This is a genomic window from Prosthecobacter gellanilyticus (genome assembly GCF_007992435.1).
Lineage (GTDB): Bacteria > Verrucomicrobiota > Verrucomicrobiia > Verrucomicrobiales > Verrucomicrobiaceae > Prosthecobacter > Prosthecobacter gellanilyticus.
The window spans coordinates 1-19,664 of the sequence record NZ_BKAG01000076.1; the positions used below are offsets into that span (position 1 = coordinate 1).

Annotated in this window: 8 protein-coding genes; 3 read left to right on the forward strand and 5 right to left on the reverse strand. The window is 62.6% G+C overall.

The features are described 5' to 3' along the window. Positions 1-44: 44 nt before the first annotated feature. The 3 genes from BGE01nite_RS27280 to BGE01nite_RS27290 are packed head-to-tail and all read right to left on the reverse strand — an operon-like array spanning position 45 to position 2,594. Positions 45-401, reverse strand: a complete 357-nt coding sequence (locus BGE01nite_RS27280) for an arsenate reductase family protein (protein ID WP_146855836.1) — start codon at positions 399-401, stop codon at positions 45-47. Beyond that, entirely contained in the window at positions 398-1,387 is a 990-nt protein-coding gene (locus BGE01nite_RS27285; protein WP_146855838.1) for an alpha/beta hydrolase, read from the reverse strand. Before BGE01nite_RS27285 ends, BGE01nite_RS27280 begins: the two co-directional genes overlap by 4 nt. A 31-nt stretch (positions 1,388-1,418) precedes the next feature. After that, positions 1,419-2,594 (reverse strand): Gfo/Idh/MocA family protein, encoded by a 1,176-nt coding sequence (locus BGE01nite_RS27290; protein ID WP_146855840.1) that lies wholly within the window; start codon positions 2,592-2,594, stop codon positions 1,419-1,421. 108 nt (positions 2,595-2,702) lie between these two features. On the opposite strand from BGE01nite_RS27290, the gene BGE01nite_RS27295 reads away from it, so the two are divergent. Then, positions 2,703-4,337 carry a peptide ABC transporter substrate-binding protein gene (locus BGE01nite_RS27295; RefSeq protein WP_146855842.1) on the forward strand — a complete coding sequence of 545 codons (1,635 nt, stop codon included), beginning with the start codon at positions 2,703-2,705 and terminating at the stop codon, positions 4,335-4,337. Between the two features lie 345 nt (positions 4,338-4,682). Here the strand turns inward: BGE01nite_RS27295 and BGE01nite_RS27300 are convergent, their stop codons facing one another. Next, complete coding sequence (locus tag BGE01nite_RS27300) at positions 4,683-15,044, reverse strand: Calx-beta domain-containing protein (protein ID WP_146855844.1); 10,362 nt, start codon at positions 15,042-15,044, stop codon at positions 4,683-4,685. Positions 15,045-15,387: 343 nt separating this feature from the next. Here BGE01nite_RS27300 and BGE01nite_RS27305 point away from each other — a divergent pair, with 343 nt between their 5' ends. Continuing rightward, entirely contained in the window at positions 15,388-17,985 is a 2,598-nt protein-coding gene (locus tag BGE01nite_RS27305) for a Calx-beta domain-containing protein (protein ID WP_170267104.1), read from the forward strand. An 87-nt stretch (positions 17,986-18,072) separates the two neighbouring features. On the opposite strand, the gene BGE01nite_RS27310 is transcribed toward BGE01nite_RS27305, so the two are convergent. Continuing rightward, a complete protein-coding gene (locus BGE01nite_RS27310; protein ID WP_146855848.1) occupies positions 18,073-18,540 on the reverse strand; it encodes a hypothetical protein in 468 nt (155 codons plus the stop codon). A gap of 111 nt (positions 18,541-18,651) precedes the next feature. Here BGE01nite_RS27310 and BGE01nite_RS27315 point away from each other — a divergent pair, with 111 nt between their 5' ends. After that, the gene (locus tag BGE01nite_RS27315) at positions 18,652-19,641 is read left to right on the forward strand and encodes an alpha/beta hydrolase family protein (protein ID WP_146855850.1); all 990 of its coding nucleotides are present in this window, start codon (positions 18,652-18,654) and stop codon (positions 19,639-19,641) included. Positions 19,642-19,664 lie beyond the last annotated feature (23 nt).

Here is a 19,664-nt window from a genome sequence, read left to right on the forward strand (position 1 = left end):
TCCGCGATAATCGAGGCCGATGACCTAACATCAAGTTTCTCAGTTCATCCCAATGCTTTGGCCCAGGCGTCTTCTTTGAAGCCGGTGAGGTGGATGCCGCGCTTGGTGTCGATGGCGAAGGGGCGTTTGACGAGGTTTCCGTGCTCGGAGAGGAGTTTTAGGGCCTCGTCCTTAGTCATGGAGGGGAGCTTGTCTTTGAGGTCCATGGCGCGGTAGTCCTGGCCGGAGGTGTTGAAGAGCGGGCGCAGCTCGCCGTCATGGGCGGCGAGCATGGCGCGCAGTTCGGGGATGCTTGGCGGGGTCTCGCGAATAGGGATCTCGTCAAAGGAGATGCCTTTGGCGCGGAGCCACTTCACGGCGTTGCGGCAGGTGGAGCAGGCTTGGTAGGTGTAAAGCTTCATGGGGCAGGTTTCACGTGGTCGAGCATCCAGCGGGCGACGGTGGCGTAGATGGGGAAGTCGGTGATGAGCACGTTGTCATGGTCCGCGCCGGGGATCTCCACCCACTGCTTTTCCAGGGTGGCGGGCAGCGCATCATAGAGACGACGTCCTGCATCCATGGGCACGACTTTGTCCACGGTGCCATGCGCCATGAGCACGGGAATCTTGAGGCGGGAAGCGGCGAGGTCAGAGCGGATGTCCTTCAGCTCGATGCCGGTCTGGTGCTCATAGATGATGCCGGCACCCCACTGCCAGACGGGGCCTAACCAGGAGCCCACCCGCCGTGAGACGTTGTTTTGAATGGTCTCATCCAGCCGGTCAAAGCTGCTGATGATGACCAGGGCCTGCCACGGCGCATCGTCACGTGCGGCGGCATGCATGGAGACGGCGCCACCCATGGACATGCCGAGCAGGCCGCAGGGTTGAGCGTTGAATTGAAATTGGTTAGCCGCTTCGGCGAGGACCTGGGAGGGAAGCTCTGACTCACGGAGGCCGAAGGTGATGGTGGTGGCGGGGTGCTCGCCATGCGCGGGCATGTCTGGCAGCAGGCAGCGGAAGCCGGCGGCGCAGAGACGTTCGCCGATCAAGAGGTAGTCTTCCTTCCGGCCTTTGCGACCATGCACGAGCACGAGTGTGCCGATGATCTTTCCGGCCTGTGGCAGCGGGGCATTTCCAGCAGTGAGCTGCTCACGCACCTTCACACCGCGCTGGCCCAGACGGCCATCTGAAAGCGGCTCCATCATCAGGCAGGGCGTGCCGTCCGTGAGCTTGAAGGGTGTGACACTCACACCATGCGCGGCGGGATTCGCGAGGAACTCCTGGTGATAGTCGTGCAATGGTCTGCGCCCGGGCGAGGCGAGCTCATGGCCCGCCCACCAGACAGCGCCATTGAAGCCGAGGAGGATCAGCGTGAGGCCCAGGAACATGAAGCGGCGCAGCAGGTGCATGAAAAGCGGTGCGCCGATGAACTGCCACGAATCAAAGCAGCGTCAACGGATTCACGCGGGTCTTCAGCGGGAAGGTGACACGTTCGCCACCGAGACGATGGGACTCAAACACGGCGCTCACCATCTCAATGGTCTGACGGCCCTGCTGCACGTCACACAGAGGCGCGCGGTTTTCCTGAATGGCGGCGATGAGATCGCGACCGGCGGCCATGTGACTGGAGAGGAACTTGCCGAGGTCCTTGATGGGCTCGGGCTTGTTCACTCCGCCGGTGGTCACAGGCACCCAGGCGCGCGGCTCGGCCACGGGCTGGAAGGGATTTCCAGGCAGCAGACTGACGAGCGGTTCTTTATCAATGCGGAAGTCGAGGATGCCCTTGGTGCCGATGATCTGCAGACCGAAGCCTGCCTCACGCACACCGGCCTCCTTGATGGAGTCAAAGTAAGCGGTGGTGCCGTCCTTCAGCTCAAAGCGTGCATGCACCTCACTGCCTGCGAAGGGGCCGATGCCTTCGTCGCCCTCTTTCACATCTGCCTTGGTGACGAGGTGGCCGTCCTGCTTCACCACGGCACTGCATGAGACGGGATCGCCGCCGAAATAGAAGGCGAGGTTCATGACGTGGGTGCCGAGCACCCAGAGGTCCAGGCTGCCACCACGCGGGTCTTCCTTGCCACGACCGCGCATCTCCAGCACACGGCCGATCAGGCCTTCCTCGATGAGCTTCTTCACGGTCTTCATCACGGGATGGAAGCGATTCCGATGCGCGAGGCTGAGCTTCACGCCGCTCTTCTCACAGGCTGCGAGGATCTCGTCCGCCTCCACCAGGCTGCGGCAGAAGGGCTTCTCCATGTAGATGCCTTTGGCCCCGGCCTCGATGGCGGCGAGGATCATGTCACGATGCTGGTCGATGTGACGCGGGCCGATGGCCACGATCTCCGGCTTGGTCTCGGCGAGCATCTTCCGGTAGTCGGCGAAGCCTGCGCTGACTTTCAGCTTCTTCAGCTCGGCTTCCAGGCCCTTTTCATCGGCATCTGCCACGCCGACGATCTCCGTCTCCGGCAGCAGCAGCCACATGGTGTCCAGCCCGTGCCCGTAGTTTCCGCGGCCGGTGTGACCAATCACGCCTACGCGCCATTTTTTATCTGCGGCGAACGCAGGCGCGGTGGCTAGGACGGCAGGCAGGGCGGCGAGGATGGAGCGGCGGTTCATGATGGTGCCAAAGAACGCCGCACTGTGGCAGAAACACTCAGGAATGTGATGCGCCGGACGCATTGACAATTCTCCTCCAGAGTCCCAGGCTCGTCACTCTTTTCACGTATGCGCGCCTGGATCGTCCGCAGTCTCCTCATCGCTTTCATCCTCTTCGGGGTGATGCAGTTTCATCGCAGCCGCTCGCAGCGTCCGCTGCGGGTGGATGTGGCCACGAGCGAGGGGCACTACATTGTGGGCAATGGGGCCGAGCCAGCCACGCTGGATCCGCATCTGGCCACGGGCACGCCGGAGCATCACATCTTCGATGCGCTCTTCGAAGGTCTGGTGGCTCCGACGGTGGAGAATTCGGATGCGGATGGTCCGGGGGTGGCCTCAAGCTGGGACACGACGGATTACATCACGTGGATCTTCCACATCCGCCCTGAGGCGAAGTGGAGTGATGGCACGCCGCTCACCGCGCATGATTTTGTGTGGTCGTATCAACGCATGCTTTCACCAGCGCTGGGCGCGGAGTATGCGGAGATGCTTTTCCTGCTGAAGAATGCCAGCGAGTTTAACAAGGGCGTGGTCAAGAGCTTTGCCGAGGTGGGTGTGCAGGCGGTGGATGACCGCACGCTGAAGCTTACGCTGAATGGTCCGGCGCCGTATCTGCCGTCCATGCTGAAGCACTATGCGTGGTATCCGCTGCCACGGCATGTAATCGAGCGCTTTGGCCAGATGACGGATCGTGACACGCACTGGACGCGCGCGGGCAATCATGTGGGCAATGGTTCTTTCAAGCTCAAGGAGTGGCGGTTCACGCACAGCATCACGGTGGAGCGCAATCCGCACTACTGGGACGCGGCGACGGTGAAGCTGAACAAGATCAGCTTCATCCCGATCGTGAGTGATGCCACGGAGGAGCGCGCCTTCAGTGACGGGCAGATCCACAAGACGGAGACCATGCCGCTGGCGCAGGTGCCGGTGTATCGGGAAAAGCAGCCGGAGTTCTTCCATGAGAACGCGCTGCTGAGTACCTACTTTTACCGGGTGAACACGACGAAGGCGCCGATGAACAACAAGCTGGTGCGCAAGGCGCTGGCGCTGGCGATCGATCGCGAGGGGCTCATCAAGAATGTGCTGCGCGCGGGACAGAAGCCGACCACGGGCTTCACACCACCGGGGGCCGGGCAAGGCTATGAGCCGCCTAACGTATTAAGCTTCAATCCGGAGGAGGCCCGGAGGCTGCTGGCGGAGGCGGGTTACCCTGGCGGGAAGGGTTTTCCGAAGTTTGAGATCCTCATCAACACGCTGGAGGCGCACCGCACCATCGCCGAGGCGATCCAGGAGATGTGGAAGAAGAACCTGGGCATCCAGGTGTCTGTGCTAAACCAGGACTGGAGCGTGTATCTGGACTCGCAGCGCAAGGGGAACTACGAGGTGTGCCGCGCCGGCTGGGTGGGAGACTACCTGGATCCCTTCACCTTCCTCAGCCTCTGGCAGACGGGCGATGGCAACAACCAGACGGGCTGGTCTAACAAGCGCTATGACGAGCTCATGCAGTCTTCTCTGCGCGAGCCTGACCTCACTAAAAGACTGGGAATGCTGAAGGAGGCGGAGGCCCTTCTGCTGGATGAGCTGCCCGTGCTGCCGATCTACTGGTATGTGCGGAACTTCCTGCTGCGTCCGGAGGTCAAGGGGCTGAAGTCGTCTCTTTTGGAGCATTACTGCTACAAGGCGATCTCGCTGGAGAAGAGGTGATTGGGGAGTGGGCAAAGAGATAATGTAGAAAGATTAGGGTAGAAAAATTTCAGCAAATATTTCCACATTATTTGTTCGGCACAGGGAGCAGGAGTCGCGAAGCGTCGTTGTGCGCCTGTCCTCTGGCGCTCTGGAAGGCCTGACTAGGGACTCGCGCGCAAGCTGGCCGAGAAGGTCATTTGAGGTCAATATGTCCTCCGGCCATTGATCATCACCCGCCCTGATGAAAGCGCCGGAGGACCGGCGCACTCCGGGACGCTTCGCGAAATTCAGGATCCATTGCCTAACAAAAAGCGGCGCATCTTGCGATGCGCCGCTGATTGGAGGAGGGTCAGGTCAAGCCGGTCACTCGAACCAGATGGCGCTGGAGGTGGTGCCGTTCAGCTGGCCGCTGAGCTGCGGGGTGAGGCCGTAACCGCCGCCGATGAGCTCGGGTGACGGCTCCGCGAGCGGGGGCTGGCGCATGATGCCGGTGAAGTTCACAGTGACGGGCTTGTTGTTGGTGTCTGTGGCGGTGTGGCTGCCGGTGAAGATGCCGGTGGCGGCGGCGACGGTCATCTTCCAGGCGCGGGTGTTTGCCTCCGCGGTGACCTTGCCGGTGGCATCGATAGCGGCGGCGAAGGCCTGGCCGCTGATGTTGAGGGTCGGGGGCTGGCCGTCATAGGCGATCACGAGGTCGCCGGTGGCATTGAGATCCAGACGCTGGCGCAGGGTGATGACGGCGGGCTTGGTGACGGGTGCCTGCCATGGGTCGAAGAAGATGGAGCCACGTGTGTCCTGGAAGCCGTTCTTGTAGTTCACATCCGTGGTCTTCGCGGCCTTGGACCATTCGTAACCCTGGGTGCCGCCCGGGACATACATGCGGCCAGGAAGGTCGGGGTGCGCCTCCAGCAGGAACTCCGTGGCGAAGTAGCTGTCGAGACGGCCCGTGTAGGGGACGAGATAGAGGCGGTAGCCCGCATCCGCATCTGGCAGAAGCGCGGCGGTGATCTTGGTGCCATCTGCCAGCGCGCCGGTGACGGTGAGCTTGCCCTTGGCATCGATCACGCCGGTGGCGTAACCATAACCGGCGGGAAGCGGCAGCACGCCGGAGGTGCGATACGCGGTGGGTGTGAGCAGGATGGTGTGGGCCCCCGCATAGAGCACGGCTGGCTTGCCAGTCAGCAGCTGCAGCTTGCGGCCATTCGGGTTGGAGCCGAAGTCCTGGGCGGCTGCCACGCCCTGCGCGCGCTTGACGACGATGCCGGTGTCTTCATTGAGCTCAAAGTTCAGCTCAAAGGTGTAGGTGACGGTGTTCGGTGCCTTGCCCAGCACGGTGCTGACGGTGGCGGTGGCTGTTTCAGCTCCATAGTTAGGTGTGAGGCTGCCTTTGAAGGACACGGCCGTGAGTTCCTTGGCGGTGGTCATCTTGCCGGTGAAGCCGGTGCTGTTCGCCAGCACGGTGATTTCCACCTTGCCGACGGGGCGGAAGTCATCAGGCGCGGTGTCGGGTGCCTTCAGGAGAGCCTCATACATGCCTGCGAAGGTCTCCACGATCATGGTGCCGTTCACATAGACGAAGGCGTAGTTGGCCGAGGTGCCGCCGGTGGCCTTGATGGGGTAGGTTCCACCAGGGCTGGTCTTCGTGGCGGTGGTGGTGATGACCGGGGCTTTGCTCACGGAGTTCCCGCTGGTGTCACTGCCGAGGAAGCCATCATAGCTGAAGGGCAGCGGGGCGGGATTGTCCTGGCCGACAAAGCGGCGCAGACTGTCTGGAATGACACGCAGAGGCGCCTTCGTGATGACGAGCGAGCCCGCCTTCTTCACGCTGCCGTTGACGTATTCCACCGCATAGGTGCCGACATTCACCGGTGCGGTGGTGCCTTTGACCTTGTTGATGGTGTAGAACATGGTGCCGGGCCCGCTGGGGAGGATGCTGACCGGACGTGGTGTGCCGGTGTAGACCTGGGAGAGATTGATGAGTGTGAGCGTGGTCGGGTCTGCCTTCACGGTGATGGTCTTTTCCACGACGGCGGCGGCGAGGTAGTTGCTGTTCCCAGCCTGCGTGGCGCGGATTTTCAGCGTGCCATTGATGGCGCTGGTGAGGCTGCCATTGGCGACGCTGCCTGTTCCCGAGATGACGGTGTAGGTGATGGGCAGACCGGAGGAAGCGGTGCCGCCGAGGGCGAACGGAAGCTGGCTCTGGAAAAGGCTGGCGGGTGGAGCCCAGGTGATGGCCTGCGCCACGGGAATGACCGGCTGGTCCGTGGTCTCGAAGCTCTGCTGCACAGCCACGGCCGGGTTCCAGCTGGCATCACCAGCCTGCGTGGCCTGGATCACCACCGTGCCGACTGCACCCGTGAGAGTGACCTGGTTGCCATTCAGCGTGGCCGGACCCGAGATGCTGTAGGACACTGCCAGCCCCGAGGTGGCGGTGGCATTCAGGTTGAAGGGAGCGCTGCTGGCGGCGCGGTTGCCCAGCGCGGCGAAGTTGATCGTCTGATCCGCTTTCCCGACCGTGAAGGTGCGTGCGAGGGAGGCGGAGGCATAGGTGGCATCACCAGCCTGCGTGGCCGTGAGAGTCACTGAGCCAGCACCAGTGATGGTGACCGTGTTACCGCTGATGGTGGCAGGGCCGCTGGTCACTGCCACACTTACCGTTAGGCCAGAGGTGGAGGTCGGGGCGGTGATGGTGAAGCTGTTCGCCGCTGGATTGAAGGTGCGGTTGTTGATCGCGTCGAAGGTGATGGTCTGCGGGGTGAGCAGGCCATCACGGCTGTCAAGTTCGCCGCCGTTCAGGATGGCGAAGTTACTTTGGGAGACGCTCCCGTATTGGCTGAAGAAGCCGCCGACCCAGATGCGGCCGGAACCGTCCACGGCGAGGGCGGAAATGGTGGAGTTGAAGTTGGCGAAGCCGGTGTCATCGAGGCCTGTCGCTGGATTGGTGCGCTTGAAGGGGCCGATAGAACCAGAGAGCAGTTTGCCGTCCGCCTGGCGGGCGAGGGCATTGACTTGGCTGGAGTGGCCCGCAGAGTAGTCGGCGAGGCTGGCCCCCGTGTTGGCGTTGAGGCGTCGCAGGTAAATGCTATTGCCGGCAACGAGGAGCGAGTCGTCGGGAAGGAGGAGGAAGGCCTGGGCCTGAACGAAAAGGCCGGTGGTGAAAGCTGTGAAGGCGGTGTCGCGACCGCCGACAGTGGTAACGAGAACTGTGCCGAAGGTGCCGCCGATGTAGAGCTCGCCATCAGAGCGGCGGAGGAGTGCCTTGACCTCATTGTTGACGACGCTGCTGGGGACGTTGAAGGCGGTGTCGAGCGCGCCAGAGGCGTTGAGTCGGGCGACGCGGTTTACAGCAGTGGGGCCCACGGCGTTGAAGCCAAAGAAACCGCCAACATAAACACCGCCGTCTTCGGTGGGGGCGAGGGCATTGATGTTGGCGTTGGGGCCGGCCGTGGAGGTGTCGAAGGCGGTGTCGAGCACGAGCGCGCTGGTGAGGCGGGCGACGCGGATCCGGGTGGCGGTGACGCCGCCGATGGTGACTGAGCCGTTGAAGTCGCCCGCGATAAAGACACGGTCGGCGCCATCCTGCGCGATGGCGCGGACAGTGCTGGGCACGGTGGGAGTGAAGAGCGGGTCGAGCGTGCCGTCGGCGAGGAAGCGGGCAAGGCGGCTGCGATTGTTGGCGACGCCGTTGACGGTGATGGTGGTGAACTGGCCGCCGATGAGCATGGAGCCGTCGGCAAGGTGCAGGATGGCGAGCACAGCGCCGTTGGCGGTGGTGGCGCCAGGCAGACCGGCGGCGAGCGCCCCCGGCCGCTTCTCCACGCGCAGGTTCGCGGTGGTGGTGAAGGCGGTGCCGAGGTGGTTCTGCACGCGGAGGCGGTAATTACCGGCATCCGCAAAGTCGACGCCAGTCAGTGTGAGTGTGGGTGTAGTGGCGCCGGCGATGCCGGTGCCGTTCACGAGAGCGGTGTCAAAGAGGAACCACTGATAGAGCAGCGTGCCTGCACCCTTGGCCTTGCCGGCAAAGACGGCCGTGCCGCCCACATCACGGCTGAGTGCCACCGGATTGCTGAGGATCTCCGGCGTGGAGAGGATGGCCAGTTCCGCATTCGCGCTGGTGATGCTGGCGGAAGGACTGGTGATGACCACGGAGTAGGCACCGACATCCATGAGATCGATGTCAGAGATGCTCAGCGTGGCGGAGGTGGCACCGCTGATGCGGCCGCCATTGGCCAGCGCCACATTACCTTTGCGCCACTGGTAGGTGAAGCCGTTGTTGCCCGTGGCCGCGACGGTGAAGGTGGCTGTCGCACTGAGGTCCAGCGTCTGGCCCAAAGGCTGCGCGAGGATGGAGAGCGGCGTTCCCTGGCCCTGCAGCACGGCGATGGCATTCGCCGTCACACCATTGTAGCTGGTGAAGACGGTGCCACCGACCCAGATGCGTCCGAGCGGGTCCTGTGAGATGACGGTCACGATGGGAGATCCCGAGGTGTGGGTGAAGCCCGTGCCCACGTTGAAAGTGGTGTCGCGGGTGCCATCAGTGTTGACCATGAACAGCCGGTTGGTCGGCGCGGTGAATCTTCCGCCGACGAGGATCTGGCCATTTGCGAGCACCTTCACCACCCAGATTTCACTATTGATGGTGTCAGGGAGGTTAAAGGACGGGTCGAGTCCGCCACCTGGAAGCAGGCGCAGGAGATGGTAGAAGGCTTGCCCGTTAACGCTGTTCGCACCCACTACGATGCGGCCCATGGAATCCACATCGAAGGTGTTGAAGCCATAGTTCGAAGGAAGCCCGCTGGTGAAGGTCGGATCGATGGCCCCGCTCGGCAGCAGGCGGCAGAGATTATTGAGGTTGTTGGTGGTGACATCGTTGAAGGTGTGGCTGAAGACACCGCCGATGAGCATCTTGCCATCTGGCAGCGGAGCCATGGCCGCGACGCCTCCCGTGAAGCTGACCTTGTAGTCGAGATCCAGTGTGCCGTCCGGCAGCAGGCGCACATAGTTGCTGTAGCCGTTGATGCCATCGTAATTGAAGAAGCTGCCGGAGAGATAGATTCGGCCTGCGGTGTCCACGGCGAGGCGGTTGATGACATTGCCGGCACCAGAGCCAGCAGGATTGAAGGTGGTGTCCAGGGTAAGATCCGCATTGAGACGGGCGATGCGGTTACGCGGCACCGCGCCCACCTGGGTGAAGTTACCCGCCACCAGCACCTTGCCATTGGCCAGCAGATGCAGGGCACGGACTTCACCACTGAAAGCCCCGGGCAGGGCCGAGAGATTCCCCGACGTCGAGATGACGGAGAGCCCGCCCACTTGCACATTGTCCCCACCGCGGAAGTTGTTCGTCCCAGCTAGCAGCGTGCGGCCATCCGGCAGATGGAGGAAGGCATTGACGTTGTTGCTACCGTTGCCCGCGCTGACGGCGCTCAGCGCGCTCAGTGTGGTGTCACGGGCCTGCGCCGTCTGGTTCACCGTCACGGTGGCGGCGGTGCTGGCATCCGTGCCGAGTGAGTTCGTCACGGTGAGGATGTAGTCGCCATTGTCAGCGCTGTTGCCGGCGGCGATCACGAGTGTGGCGGTGTCTGCGCCTGAGTAGCGTCCGCCATTCTGAATGAGCACGCCATTGCGGCGCCACACATAGCTGGCGGGTGTGGCGGCGAGCACTTCGGCGGCAAGGGTAATGGTGGAGCCCAGAGCGGGTGTGACGTTGCCAGGGCTGGTGACCACGATCGGTGCTCCCAGCACGTTCAGCCGCACCGGCGCGCTGCCCACCATGGTGGACGGCGTGCCGCCGGTGACGCTGACGGTGTAGGTGTCATCATCCGCCACAGTGACATTGGAGAGGGTGAGGATGGAGGAGGTGGCGCCAGAGACGTTATCAATATTGGTTAGCGGCACGCCGTCCTTGAACCACTGATAGGTCAGGTTCGTGCCGATGGCGCCGACGGCGAACTGGGCCGTGGCACCGCCATTCACGCCGATGGTCACCGGCGGGTTCACGATGGCAGGATCCCCCTGGTTTCCAGCGATGCGCAGCAGGCGCTGCACGCTGGTGGTATTGTAAGCGCCGAAGTCACCGCCAAGCCAGATCTCGCCATTCAGGCCAAGTTCGGCGACGATGACCTCACCCGCGAAGGCCGAGCCGGTATACCAGGTTCCATCATAGACCCCGGCGGTGCTTAAAGAGGCGATACTGCCGGCAGTGCCAAGGCTGCTGGGAGAGCGCACAAAGGCAGCGCTGCCGACAGCGATGGTGCGGCCGTTTGGCTGATAGACAAAGTCAGACAAGGAGTTGTTGCTGGCACCAGAATACACTGCGGAGTCGTAGTTACCTGTCGCGCTCACAAGTGTGATGGTGCGGTTTCCAGGAGGCAGGCTGCTGCCCGTGGCCATGACTCTTCCATCAGCCAGCACGCGGATGCGGCTGAAGCTGGAGCTGCCGCTCACCGTCGGCGCGAAGGTCGCATCGCGAGAGCCGTCGGCATTGAACTTGATGAAGCGTGTGGCGCCGGAATAACCAATAGAGCCGCCGGCGACGAAGCCGCCGCCAGTGGGGGTGGCTCCAACTGCGGTGACGGTGAGAGCTGGGGTGCCGGTGGCCGTGCTGGTGTTGAAGGCGGCATCCTGCGTGCCATCGGGATTCAGCTTGGCCAGATACTTGTGGTTCGCGTTGTTGTTGAAGCTGGTGAAGTCACCGCCCAGCAGGAGGTCACCATCACTCAGCATGGTGAGGCAGCGGATCGCATTGAAGCTGTCAGCACCGGTTCCGAGAGCCGTCATGAAGGCACCGAGCCTGGCTCCCGTGGTGGCATCCACCGCACCGAACATGTTGTCGAGCGCCGCACCGCCGCCGATCTGGGTGATGTTCCCCAGCACGAAGAGCTTGCCATCACCGCTGAGCGCCAGCTTGAAGATCGTGCCATCAGGTGTGGGGTTGAAGGTGGTGTCGAGCACGCCTGATGCGGAAACCTTGACCAGGTAGTTGCGGCCCGTGTTGCCATTGAAGTTGGTGAAGTCACCGCCGATGTAAGCGCCGCCATCCGGCGTGGTGACGATGGCGCGCACCGCCGCATTGATGGTGAGGTTCAGCGGCCAGCTGCCGACAATGGAGGCCGGGTTCTGCGTGATGACCACCTGCGCGGTGTTCGAAAGGAAGGTGCCCGCCGCATTCGTGGCATGCAGCACATAGAGACCGGCGCCTGAGGTTGTAATATTGGTTAGGGAAAGATTCGCCGAGGTGGCGCCTGCCACCGGCACGCCATTGCGGAACCACTGCAGGGAAACCGGGGTGGGGCTGGAGACGGCGGCGGGGAGGTTCAGCGTGGCTCCGGCCACCAGCGAGGTGCCAACCGGCTGTGTGGGGAAGGTGACGGGCGTGTTGCTGTCCAGGATAGTGATGGTGGCGCTGGAGGCAGCGGTCACGGGACCATTGGTGCTGCCGAGCAGCACGCGGAAGGTCTCGGTGGATTCGAGATCACTGTCATCCAGCAGCGTGATCTGGATGCTCTTGCTGGCCGTGTCTCCCGCGGCCCAGACGAGGGTGCCATTGGCTGCGGTGAAGTCCGCGCCCGCCGTGGCGGTGCCGGAGGTCACCTCCGCCGTGGACCAGTCGATCGAGATGGCATCCGTGGCCGGGCCGAAGCGCTGCGCGGTCAGGGTGATCTCCGTGGCGGCTTCGGTGACGGTGATGCGCGGCGGCACAAAGCCCACGGAGCCAAGCGCCGGAGGATCAATGAGCATCACAGCGCGGTTGACGTTCTGACCATTGAACTGGGTGAAGGCACCGGCGGCGAAGATCTGATTGTTCCCAACCAAAAAGATGGAATTGACCACGTTGTTTGCCCCGGCGCCGACGACGAAGCTGCTGTCCACCGTGCCATCGAGGTTCAACCTGGCGATGCCGCCCTGGGTGAGCGCCGGATTCGTGAAGCCGGTGAACTGGCCGCTGACGAGGAGGCGGCCCTGCTTGTGGATGATCTGCGTGATCGGGTTGGATGAACCACCCGTCGGCACCGGACTGCGGAAGCTCAGGTCCAGCGCGCCATTCGCATCCAGCAAGGCCAGACGCTCCATCGCGATGCCGGGAGCGGTGCTGAAGGAAGTGAACTGGCCGCCGATGGCCACGCGGCCGTCTGGCAGCACCTCGATGACCTGGATGTTGCTGTTTGCGCCCGGGCTGATGAAGCTGGCGTCCCGTGTGCCGTCGGCATTCAGGCGCCAGAGGTTGTAGGTGAAGCCCTGGCCATTGCGGCCGATGCGGTGCGCCACGAGGACCTTGCCGTTGCTGAGCTCACGCACGGAGAGGACCATGCCCTGGAGATCGGAACCCACTTCGGCGGGCGCCGTGAACCCGCTGTCCAGCGTGCCATCGGCATTGTAGCGGCGCAGACCGCCGGAGTTGTCAAAGCCCGCATAGAACTTGCCATTCACGCCTGGCGCCAGCGCGGTGCCATACACGCTCGTGCCCGCATTGGCCGGCAGGCTGGGGCTGTAAGCGCTGTCAAAGGATCCGTCGGCATTGAAGCGTGCCAGGATGTTCCGGTTCACCGCGCTGCCAGGATAGGGGCTGGTGACGTTGTTGAAGTAACCACTGACCACAAAGCGACCGTCTGGCAGGACCACCAAGCCGGTGGGGCTGCCACCGATGGTGCCGCCGAGGCTGGACTGCACAAAGGACGCATCGAGCGCGCCTGTGGCGGTCAGTCTCTGGATGAGTGTCAGAGGCGTGATTCCGGAACTTGTGGAGATCACGATGGTGCGGCCGCTGGCATCCGGCTGGGCGAAGGTGATGCCGCCATTGAGCACGCCGGAGGTGAAGCCTGTGGCCAAGGAGCCAGCCGGAGTCAGCACGGTGACGGTGGCAGGATTGGAGGTCACGGAGCCGCCGGAATTGAAGACGACCACGCGGTAGGTGCCGTTGTGAGTGGCGGGGTTCGAGAGGGCCACGGTGTAACTCGCGGAGACGGCGCCAGGGATGTCCGTGAAGCCGGTGCCGGGATTGAACTGCCACTGCAGAGTGACGGGAGTGACGCTGTTATATGTCACGCCGAGGGTGAAGCTGTTTCCCTGGTTCGTGGTGACATTCGCCGGAGGTGTGGTGATGAGGGGCGGAGCTTCGTCATCGAGAATGGTGACCTGTGTGACGGCTGGCAGCGCTAGATCAGCGCCGGTCTCGCCGGAGAGCGTGACGTTGAAGGTCTTGCTGCCACCGTTGGCGGCATTGTTCGTTAGGGGGATGCTGATCTCCTTCACACCGCCTTCACCATCTTCCCAGGTCAGTGTGCCTGCAGTGGTGGTGTAGTGGGTGCCGGCCACCGCGCTGCCGCCGCCGGTGGTGTAGTTCACCGTGACCTCGCCTGAGAGGCCCGGGAGACGCACGACCTGCACCTTCACACTGCCTGCATTTTCCACCGTGGTCACGCCGAGCGGAGCCGTGAGCTTCAGCGTGCCTGCGCCGGCGACTTCACTGTCACCATTGAAGCGCACGAGATTGCGCAGCTCGAGGTCCGGATCACTCACGCGGTCCAGCCAGCCACCGGCCACGATCATGCCGTCTGTCTGCACGGCGGCGGAGTAGAAGTGGGTGAGGTAGCCATTGTGCGTGGTGGTGTAAGGCGCAGGGGCGAAGCTCTCATCCCGCGTGCCATCCTGGGCCAGCATGACGATGGAGGAGACCGGCGTGCCATTGAAGGAGGTGAAGATGCCCGCCGCGAGGATGCGGCCATCTGGAGTGAGCTTCAGCACACCCCCGGTCCAGCCGTTCGTGCCGGTGCCGATCTTCGTCTGGAAGGCGGTGTCAAGGGCGCCGGAGCTGGTGAGACCGTTGATGAAGTCTCCGTTAGGCCGTCCGGCCAGGTCATAACCACCACCGATGACCACGCGGCCGTCCGGCAGCGCCAGCACCTGGTTCACGCGGCCGTAGTCATTTGCAAAAGGCACCGCGAAGGAGCCGTCACGTGCGCCATTGCCGAACAAACGATGCGCCAACGGGCGGCCCTGGGTGTTCGCGCCGGAGACGTAGATCCGCCCGTCTGCGCCGAGGCTGACGCAGTCCACCGTGGCATTCAGATCCCCTGCCCCGCCGGTGGCGGTGAAGCTGCTGTCCAGCTCGCCCGTGGTAGCATTCAGGCGCACGAGATTGCGCTTGCCGGAAACGGTGAAGGCACCGCCCACCAGCAGGCCGCCCTGGCCGTCCAGCACCAGGCTCTTCACGTAACGCAGCGAGCCGCTGAAGGCCGGTGGGGCGAAGGCGGTGTCCAGGGTGCCGTCCTCATTCACCTTTGCGATCGCGGTGCGTGCCACGGCAGGACTGCCATAGCTGTCAAACACGCCGCCGATGTAGAAGGAGCCGTCACTGTTCACCAGGATCACATTGATCTCGGAGGAGAAGCTGGTGTTCGACTCATGCGGGCCGCTGGTGTAGAACTCGCTGGGGGCAAAGTTGGTGTCCAATGTGCCGTCCGTGTTCAGCCGTTTCAGCGCGGTGAGCTCGCCTGCGTTGTCATAGCGGGAGCGGTTTCCGCCCACCAGGATGTGGCCGTCTGGCTGTAGCGCCACGGCATTCACCGCTCCGGTGGGGCTGTGGCTGGGGTAGTTTTCCCCGGTGATGCCGGTGCCGAGCGTGCTGATGAAACTGAGATCCAGGTCTCCGGGGTCAGCATGGAGCAGCGAGGAGACTGCCAGGAGGGCTGTTGAAACGAGGGCGGGGAGAAGTTTGGTCACCATGGAATCAGGGGCGCGGAAAGTGGTTCAGTGGGCGGTTTTGAGAAGTGCCGATGACGAAAGGGAGCGCGTCCCTCCCACCTACCGAAAAAGGAATTCGTGATTACAAATTTCTGAAACTTTTTCTAAAAAGCGAATGCATCCCTCAATTTTCAGCCGGGCAAAATGCAACACTCCGACTGTCGGAGAGGTAGGGACACGACAGAACGGCAGCTCGCGGTTTTTTCTCCACTTTCGGCGCAAGTTCCCTCATGCTCGGGCATCCGCATGCTGGAGGATCGTCTGGCTCACCTTTTGGATTCACGGAGCCGCGCGGTTTTTCATCAACATCAACCCTGACACATCTATGAAAACTCCAGGATTCCTCGTCACCTGCCTCTCATGGCTCTGCCTGGCCTCAGCGGCCATGGCGCAGCTGAGGTCCATCAATGACGGCCTGAGCAACACGCTGCTCCTGAGCGAGCGTGAAGGCAGCTATGGCAATCAAGGCGGCAGCAAATGCACGGCGGAGGTGGGAGAGCCGCCCGTGGCCGGTCTGCCCGCCAAAAACACGGTCTGGTATCGATACGTGGCCCCTTCGACCGGGCGATTCATTGTCGAGATCACGGACAATCAGGGCCTGCGTGCGGAGCTGCGCTTCCCTGGCAACCCGGTCACAACCATGCCGCTGCAGACCTTTGTGGATGGCACCAGCAACACGGCCAGTTTTGACACGGAGCGCCTCTCCGTGGATCTCGATCGAACCCAGGAGGTGTACCTGGTGGTGGATGCGGCGCAGCCCTTCAACTTCACCTGGCGGTTCGTGACGGTGATGAATGACTACTACCGCGATGCCACCTCCATCAGCGGGGCCAGCGGCACCGTCGTCGTCAATGACCAGGGTGCCACACGCAGCAGCTCCGAAGCCACTCTGGGCCTGGCGAATCCGGCGATCTGGTTTGAGTGGACCGCTCCCAGCACTGGTGCCTACTACATGGACCTCGTGGGCTCGCGCCAGTGGGATGGCGCTGCCTATGTGAACTTCGCCCTCCGGATGTATGATGTGGTTTCTGGAGCACCGGGGAGCCTCGTGGGCACGGCCAGCGGCAGTGCGCTGGACAACTCCACCGTGGTGAACATCAACGCCACCGCCGGGAAGGTCTACTTCATCGCCTGCCAGGGCGCCCTGGCCTCTCCGAACAGCCAGATCTGGCTCTCCTGGTATCCGCAAAACAACCCCGGCGAGCTGGTCTGGGCGCAAAGCAGCTACCGCACCTCTGAAACCACAGGTGTGGTCTACCCGCGCATCTTGAAGGTGCGCGGACTCACCGCGGGCTCCGTGCGTGTGGCCGGCATCCCCCTCAACAACGGCCTGCCGGAGGGCACGGCTGGCAGTGACTATCAGCTCCCGGCCGCCCCGATCATCCTGCCCTTTGGTGAACGCTCCGCCTATGCCAACATCGCCATTTTGCCGGACATCAATACCGAGCCTGAGGAGGCCATCGGGATCGGCTTCGCGGATGTCACCGGTGGTATCACGGCCCAGGACGGCCTCTCAAACACCATCCTCATCGGTGAGGAGCGGACCTTCCCCTACTGCGGTGTCGCCCAGCGTGAAATACGCGTGAGTGAGGGCCAGACCGCCTACGTCGAGCTGCGCCGTTTTCAAGCCAGTGACAGCGCCATTCTCGTGCCGTGGCGGGTGAATGGCGGCACCTGCCGCCTGGGCACGGACATGCAGGACCTCTCGGGCACGGCCTATCTGGCACCCGGGCAGCTCAGCACCACGATCGCGGTGCCGGTGTATTACGACAGCGTGTTTGAAGGCCCGGAATCCTTCACCGTCACCTTCTCAACCAATCCGGAGCTGGGCATCGTGCCCTATGACAGCAACACCACCACCGTCCTGGTGGAGGATAACAACTTCTTCGTGCCCAATCCCGGCGGTTACTGCGGGCTGGCCACCATGAATGGCCAGGGAGCGCTGGTGAAATGCACCGTCACCGGCATCGGTGGTGCCAGCGGCACGGTGGACCACATGGGCGTGACCTACCGCTTCAGCGGTGTGTTTGGTGCCGATGGCCGGCTGGTGGCCAGCTTTGCCCGCAATGGCCGCCCGTCCATCGGCCTGCTTCTCACCTTTGCGGAAGGCTGGGCACGCTGCACTGTCACGCTGCGTGATCCTGAGGGCGACCTCGCCGGAGGCACCATCCGGAGGCTGGTGTATGACGGCAAGACCAGCATCTCCCCGCAGATGGGAGACTACACCCACTGGTTGCAGGGGTTTGGTGGTGACGGTGTGAGGATGCCAGGCGTCATGACCAGCAAGGTGCTCGGAGACGGCAGCGTGCGCTTTGTGGGCCGCACCTCGGACGAGCAGACCATCACCGCCTCCAGTCGCATCAGCCAGTCTGACCCAGACGGCTACATCGCGGGAGAGTGTGCCTTCGTCCTGCCGCTCTACAAGAACACCGGAACTCTCTGGGGTCTCTGTGACTTCGGCCTCGGCCCCCAGCAGCCCGGCGGGCAGACCACCTTCTACTGGCTGAAGCCCTGGCGTCCGACGGATGCGATCTATCCAGCCCTGCCGTTCCAATACATCGACTCCCAGGCCGTGCGCTACACGCCACCGGCCACGGGGCAGCGGGTCACCGCACCCATCCAGGCCTCCCTGGGAGATGGCAGCGTGCGCTTCATCAGCGGCGGCACCACTCTCGATGGCACCAGCAACACCCTGCTCCTCTCGGAGACGAACAAGGTCACCTTCCCCGGCGCCAATCCGCAGGGCTGCGCCATCACCATCGACCCGAAGACCGGCTGGTTCAGCGGCAAGATCAAGGCTCCAGGCTCCACCAAGTTCACGAACTTCTACGGGGTCTTTCTCCAGGGCAACTACGGCTATGGCCGCGGCTACTTCCCTGGAACCGGCCGCTCAGGAACGGTGTTGATCGAGGCGGTGAACTGAGGCTCCGCAGGCAGGGGGCGGCCTGCGAGGCCGCCCCAATAACCTAACAAAAAGTAAATCACCAATACTTCGGCGGCTGTTTTGCTGTCATGAGTTGCAACGACGAAACTCATGAACGGCATAAGAGCCGAGCCCTTCTTCATCCTGGCGGCACAGGCGTAGCATCACGGTCCAAAGACCGTAGGGATCAGCGACGTGAGAGAACTCAATGGTGAACAAACCTGGGGATTCAAACCGGAATGCGTCCGCATACCAATTTTCATCTGCTGGCGGAAATTTGGAGCGGTCGATGAAGCTCCAAAGGAAATCTCTCGACTGTGAAACCCAGTGATCACGACACTCCATGATCCGCTTCGCAAACTCCAAGAGGTGCTGATCTGGCTGCCTGGAGTCTCCTGCGACAATGATCTCGTACCCCTGATAGGTAGAACTCGGAATCATCCACACCAATTCGTCAGGAAGATACTGGATCGCGTCCCACTTAACTGGCATCTCGTGTATGGTCATCTTTTGGCAGGAGTGATGGATGGTCGACAAAACCGACAGTGATGACACGAATGCGCACCATCATCTCCTGACGATCTTGCTTCCAGAGATGCCGGACAGATGGAGTTTGATCAAGGCTCTTCCTGAGCAAGAGGCGCGTTTGGTCTCCGTTCATTCCAAATGCGTCCCAACCTCGCGCCCCTTCTGTCGCTTCTTTGTGCTGTTTCGGTGTCTGCCCAGACTCCGGCTCCATCTGCCGCTCCCGCAACTCCAGCTGCGCCAGCGGCTCCGAAGGCGGTGCCCAAACCTTCACGGCCGCCGACGGAGGCGAATGTGGCCTATGGCAAGCATGAGCGACAGGTGCTGGACTTTTACAAGGCGGAGTCTGACAAGCCGACACCCCTGCTCTTCTTCATCCATGGCGGTGGCTGGGTGAATGGTGACAAGGCGAACCCGGGAAGTCTGGAGGAGTGCTTGAAAGCGGGGATCTCCGTGGTCTCCATCAACTACCGCTACTCGCACCAATCCCAGATCGACGGGGTGGTGCCGCCGGTGAAGGCTCCGCTGGATGATGCGGCGCGGGCGCTGCAGTTTGTGCGCAGCAAGGCGAAGGAGTGGAACATCGATAAGCAGCGGATCGGCGCCAGCGGTGGCTCCGCCGGTGCGTGCAGCAGCCTGTATCTGGCCTTTCATGATGACATGGCGGAGCCGAAGAGCAGTGACCCGGTGGCGCGTGAGTCCACCCGGCTCTGGTGCGCGGCGGTGGTGGGCGCTCAGACATCCCTGGATCCGAAGCAGCTGATCGAGTGGACGCCTAACAGCCGGTATGGCGGTCATGCGTTTGGCTTCATGGACCCGACGAACAAGGCCACGCGTGACACGCGCTTCGCGGAGTTTCTGGAGAAGCGCGAGTCGGTGCTGAAGTGGATCAAGATGTACTCGCCCTATGAGCTGGTGAGCAAGGATGATCCGCCGGTGTATCTGATCTACAGCGACTCACCAGCGATCGGGATGCCGCAGAAGGATCCCACGCATACCTCCAACTATGGCGTGAAGCTGAAGGAGCACTGCGACACGCTGGGCGTGGAGTGCGAACTGGTCTACAAGGATGCGCCTAACGTAAAGCACAAGGGCACGGCGGAGTATCTCATCGACACACTCAAGAAGTGATGAAGGGATTTCGACGTTGCAGT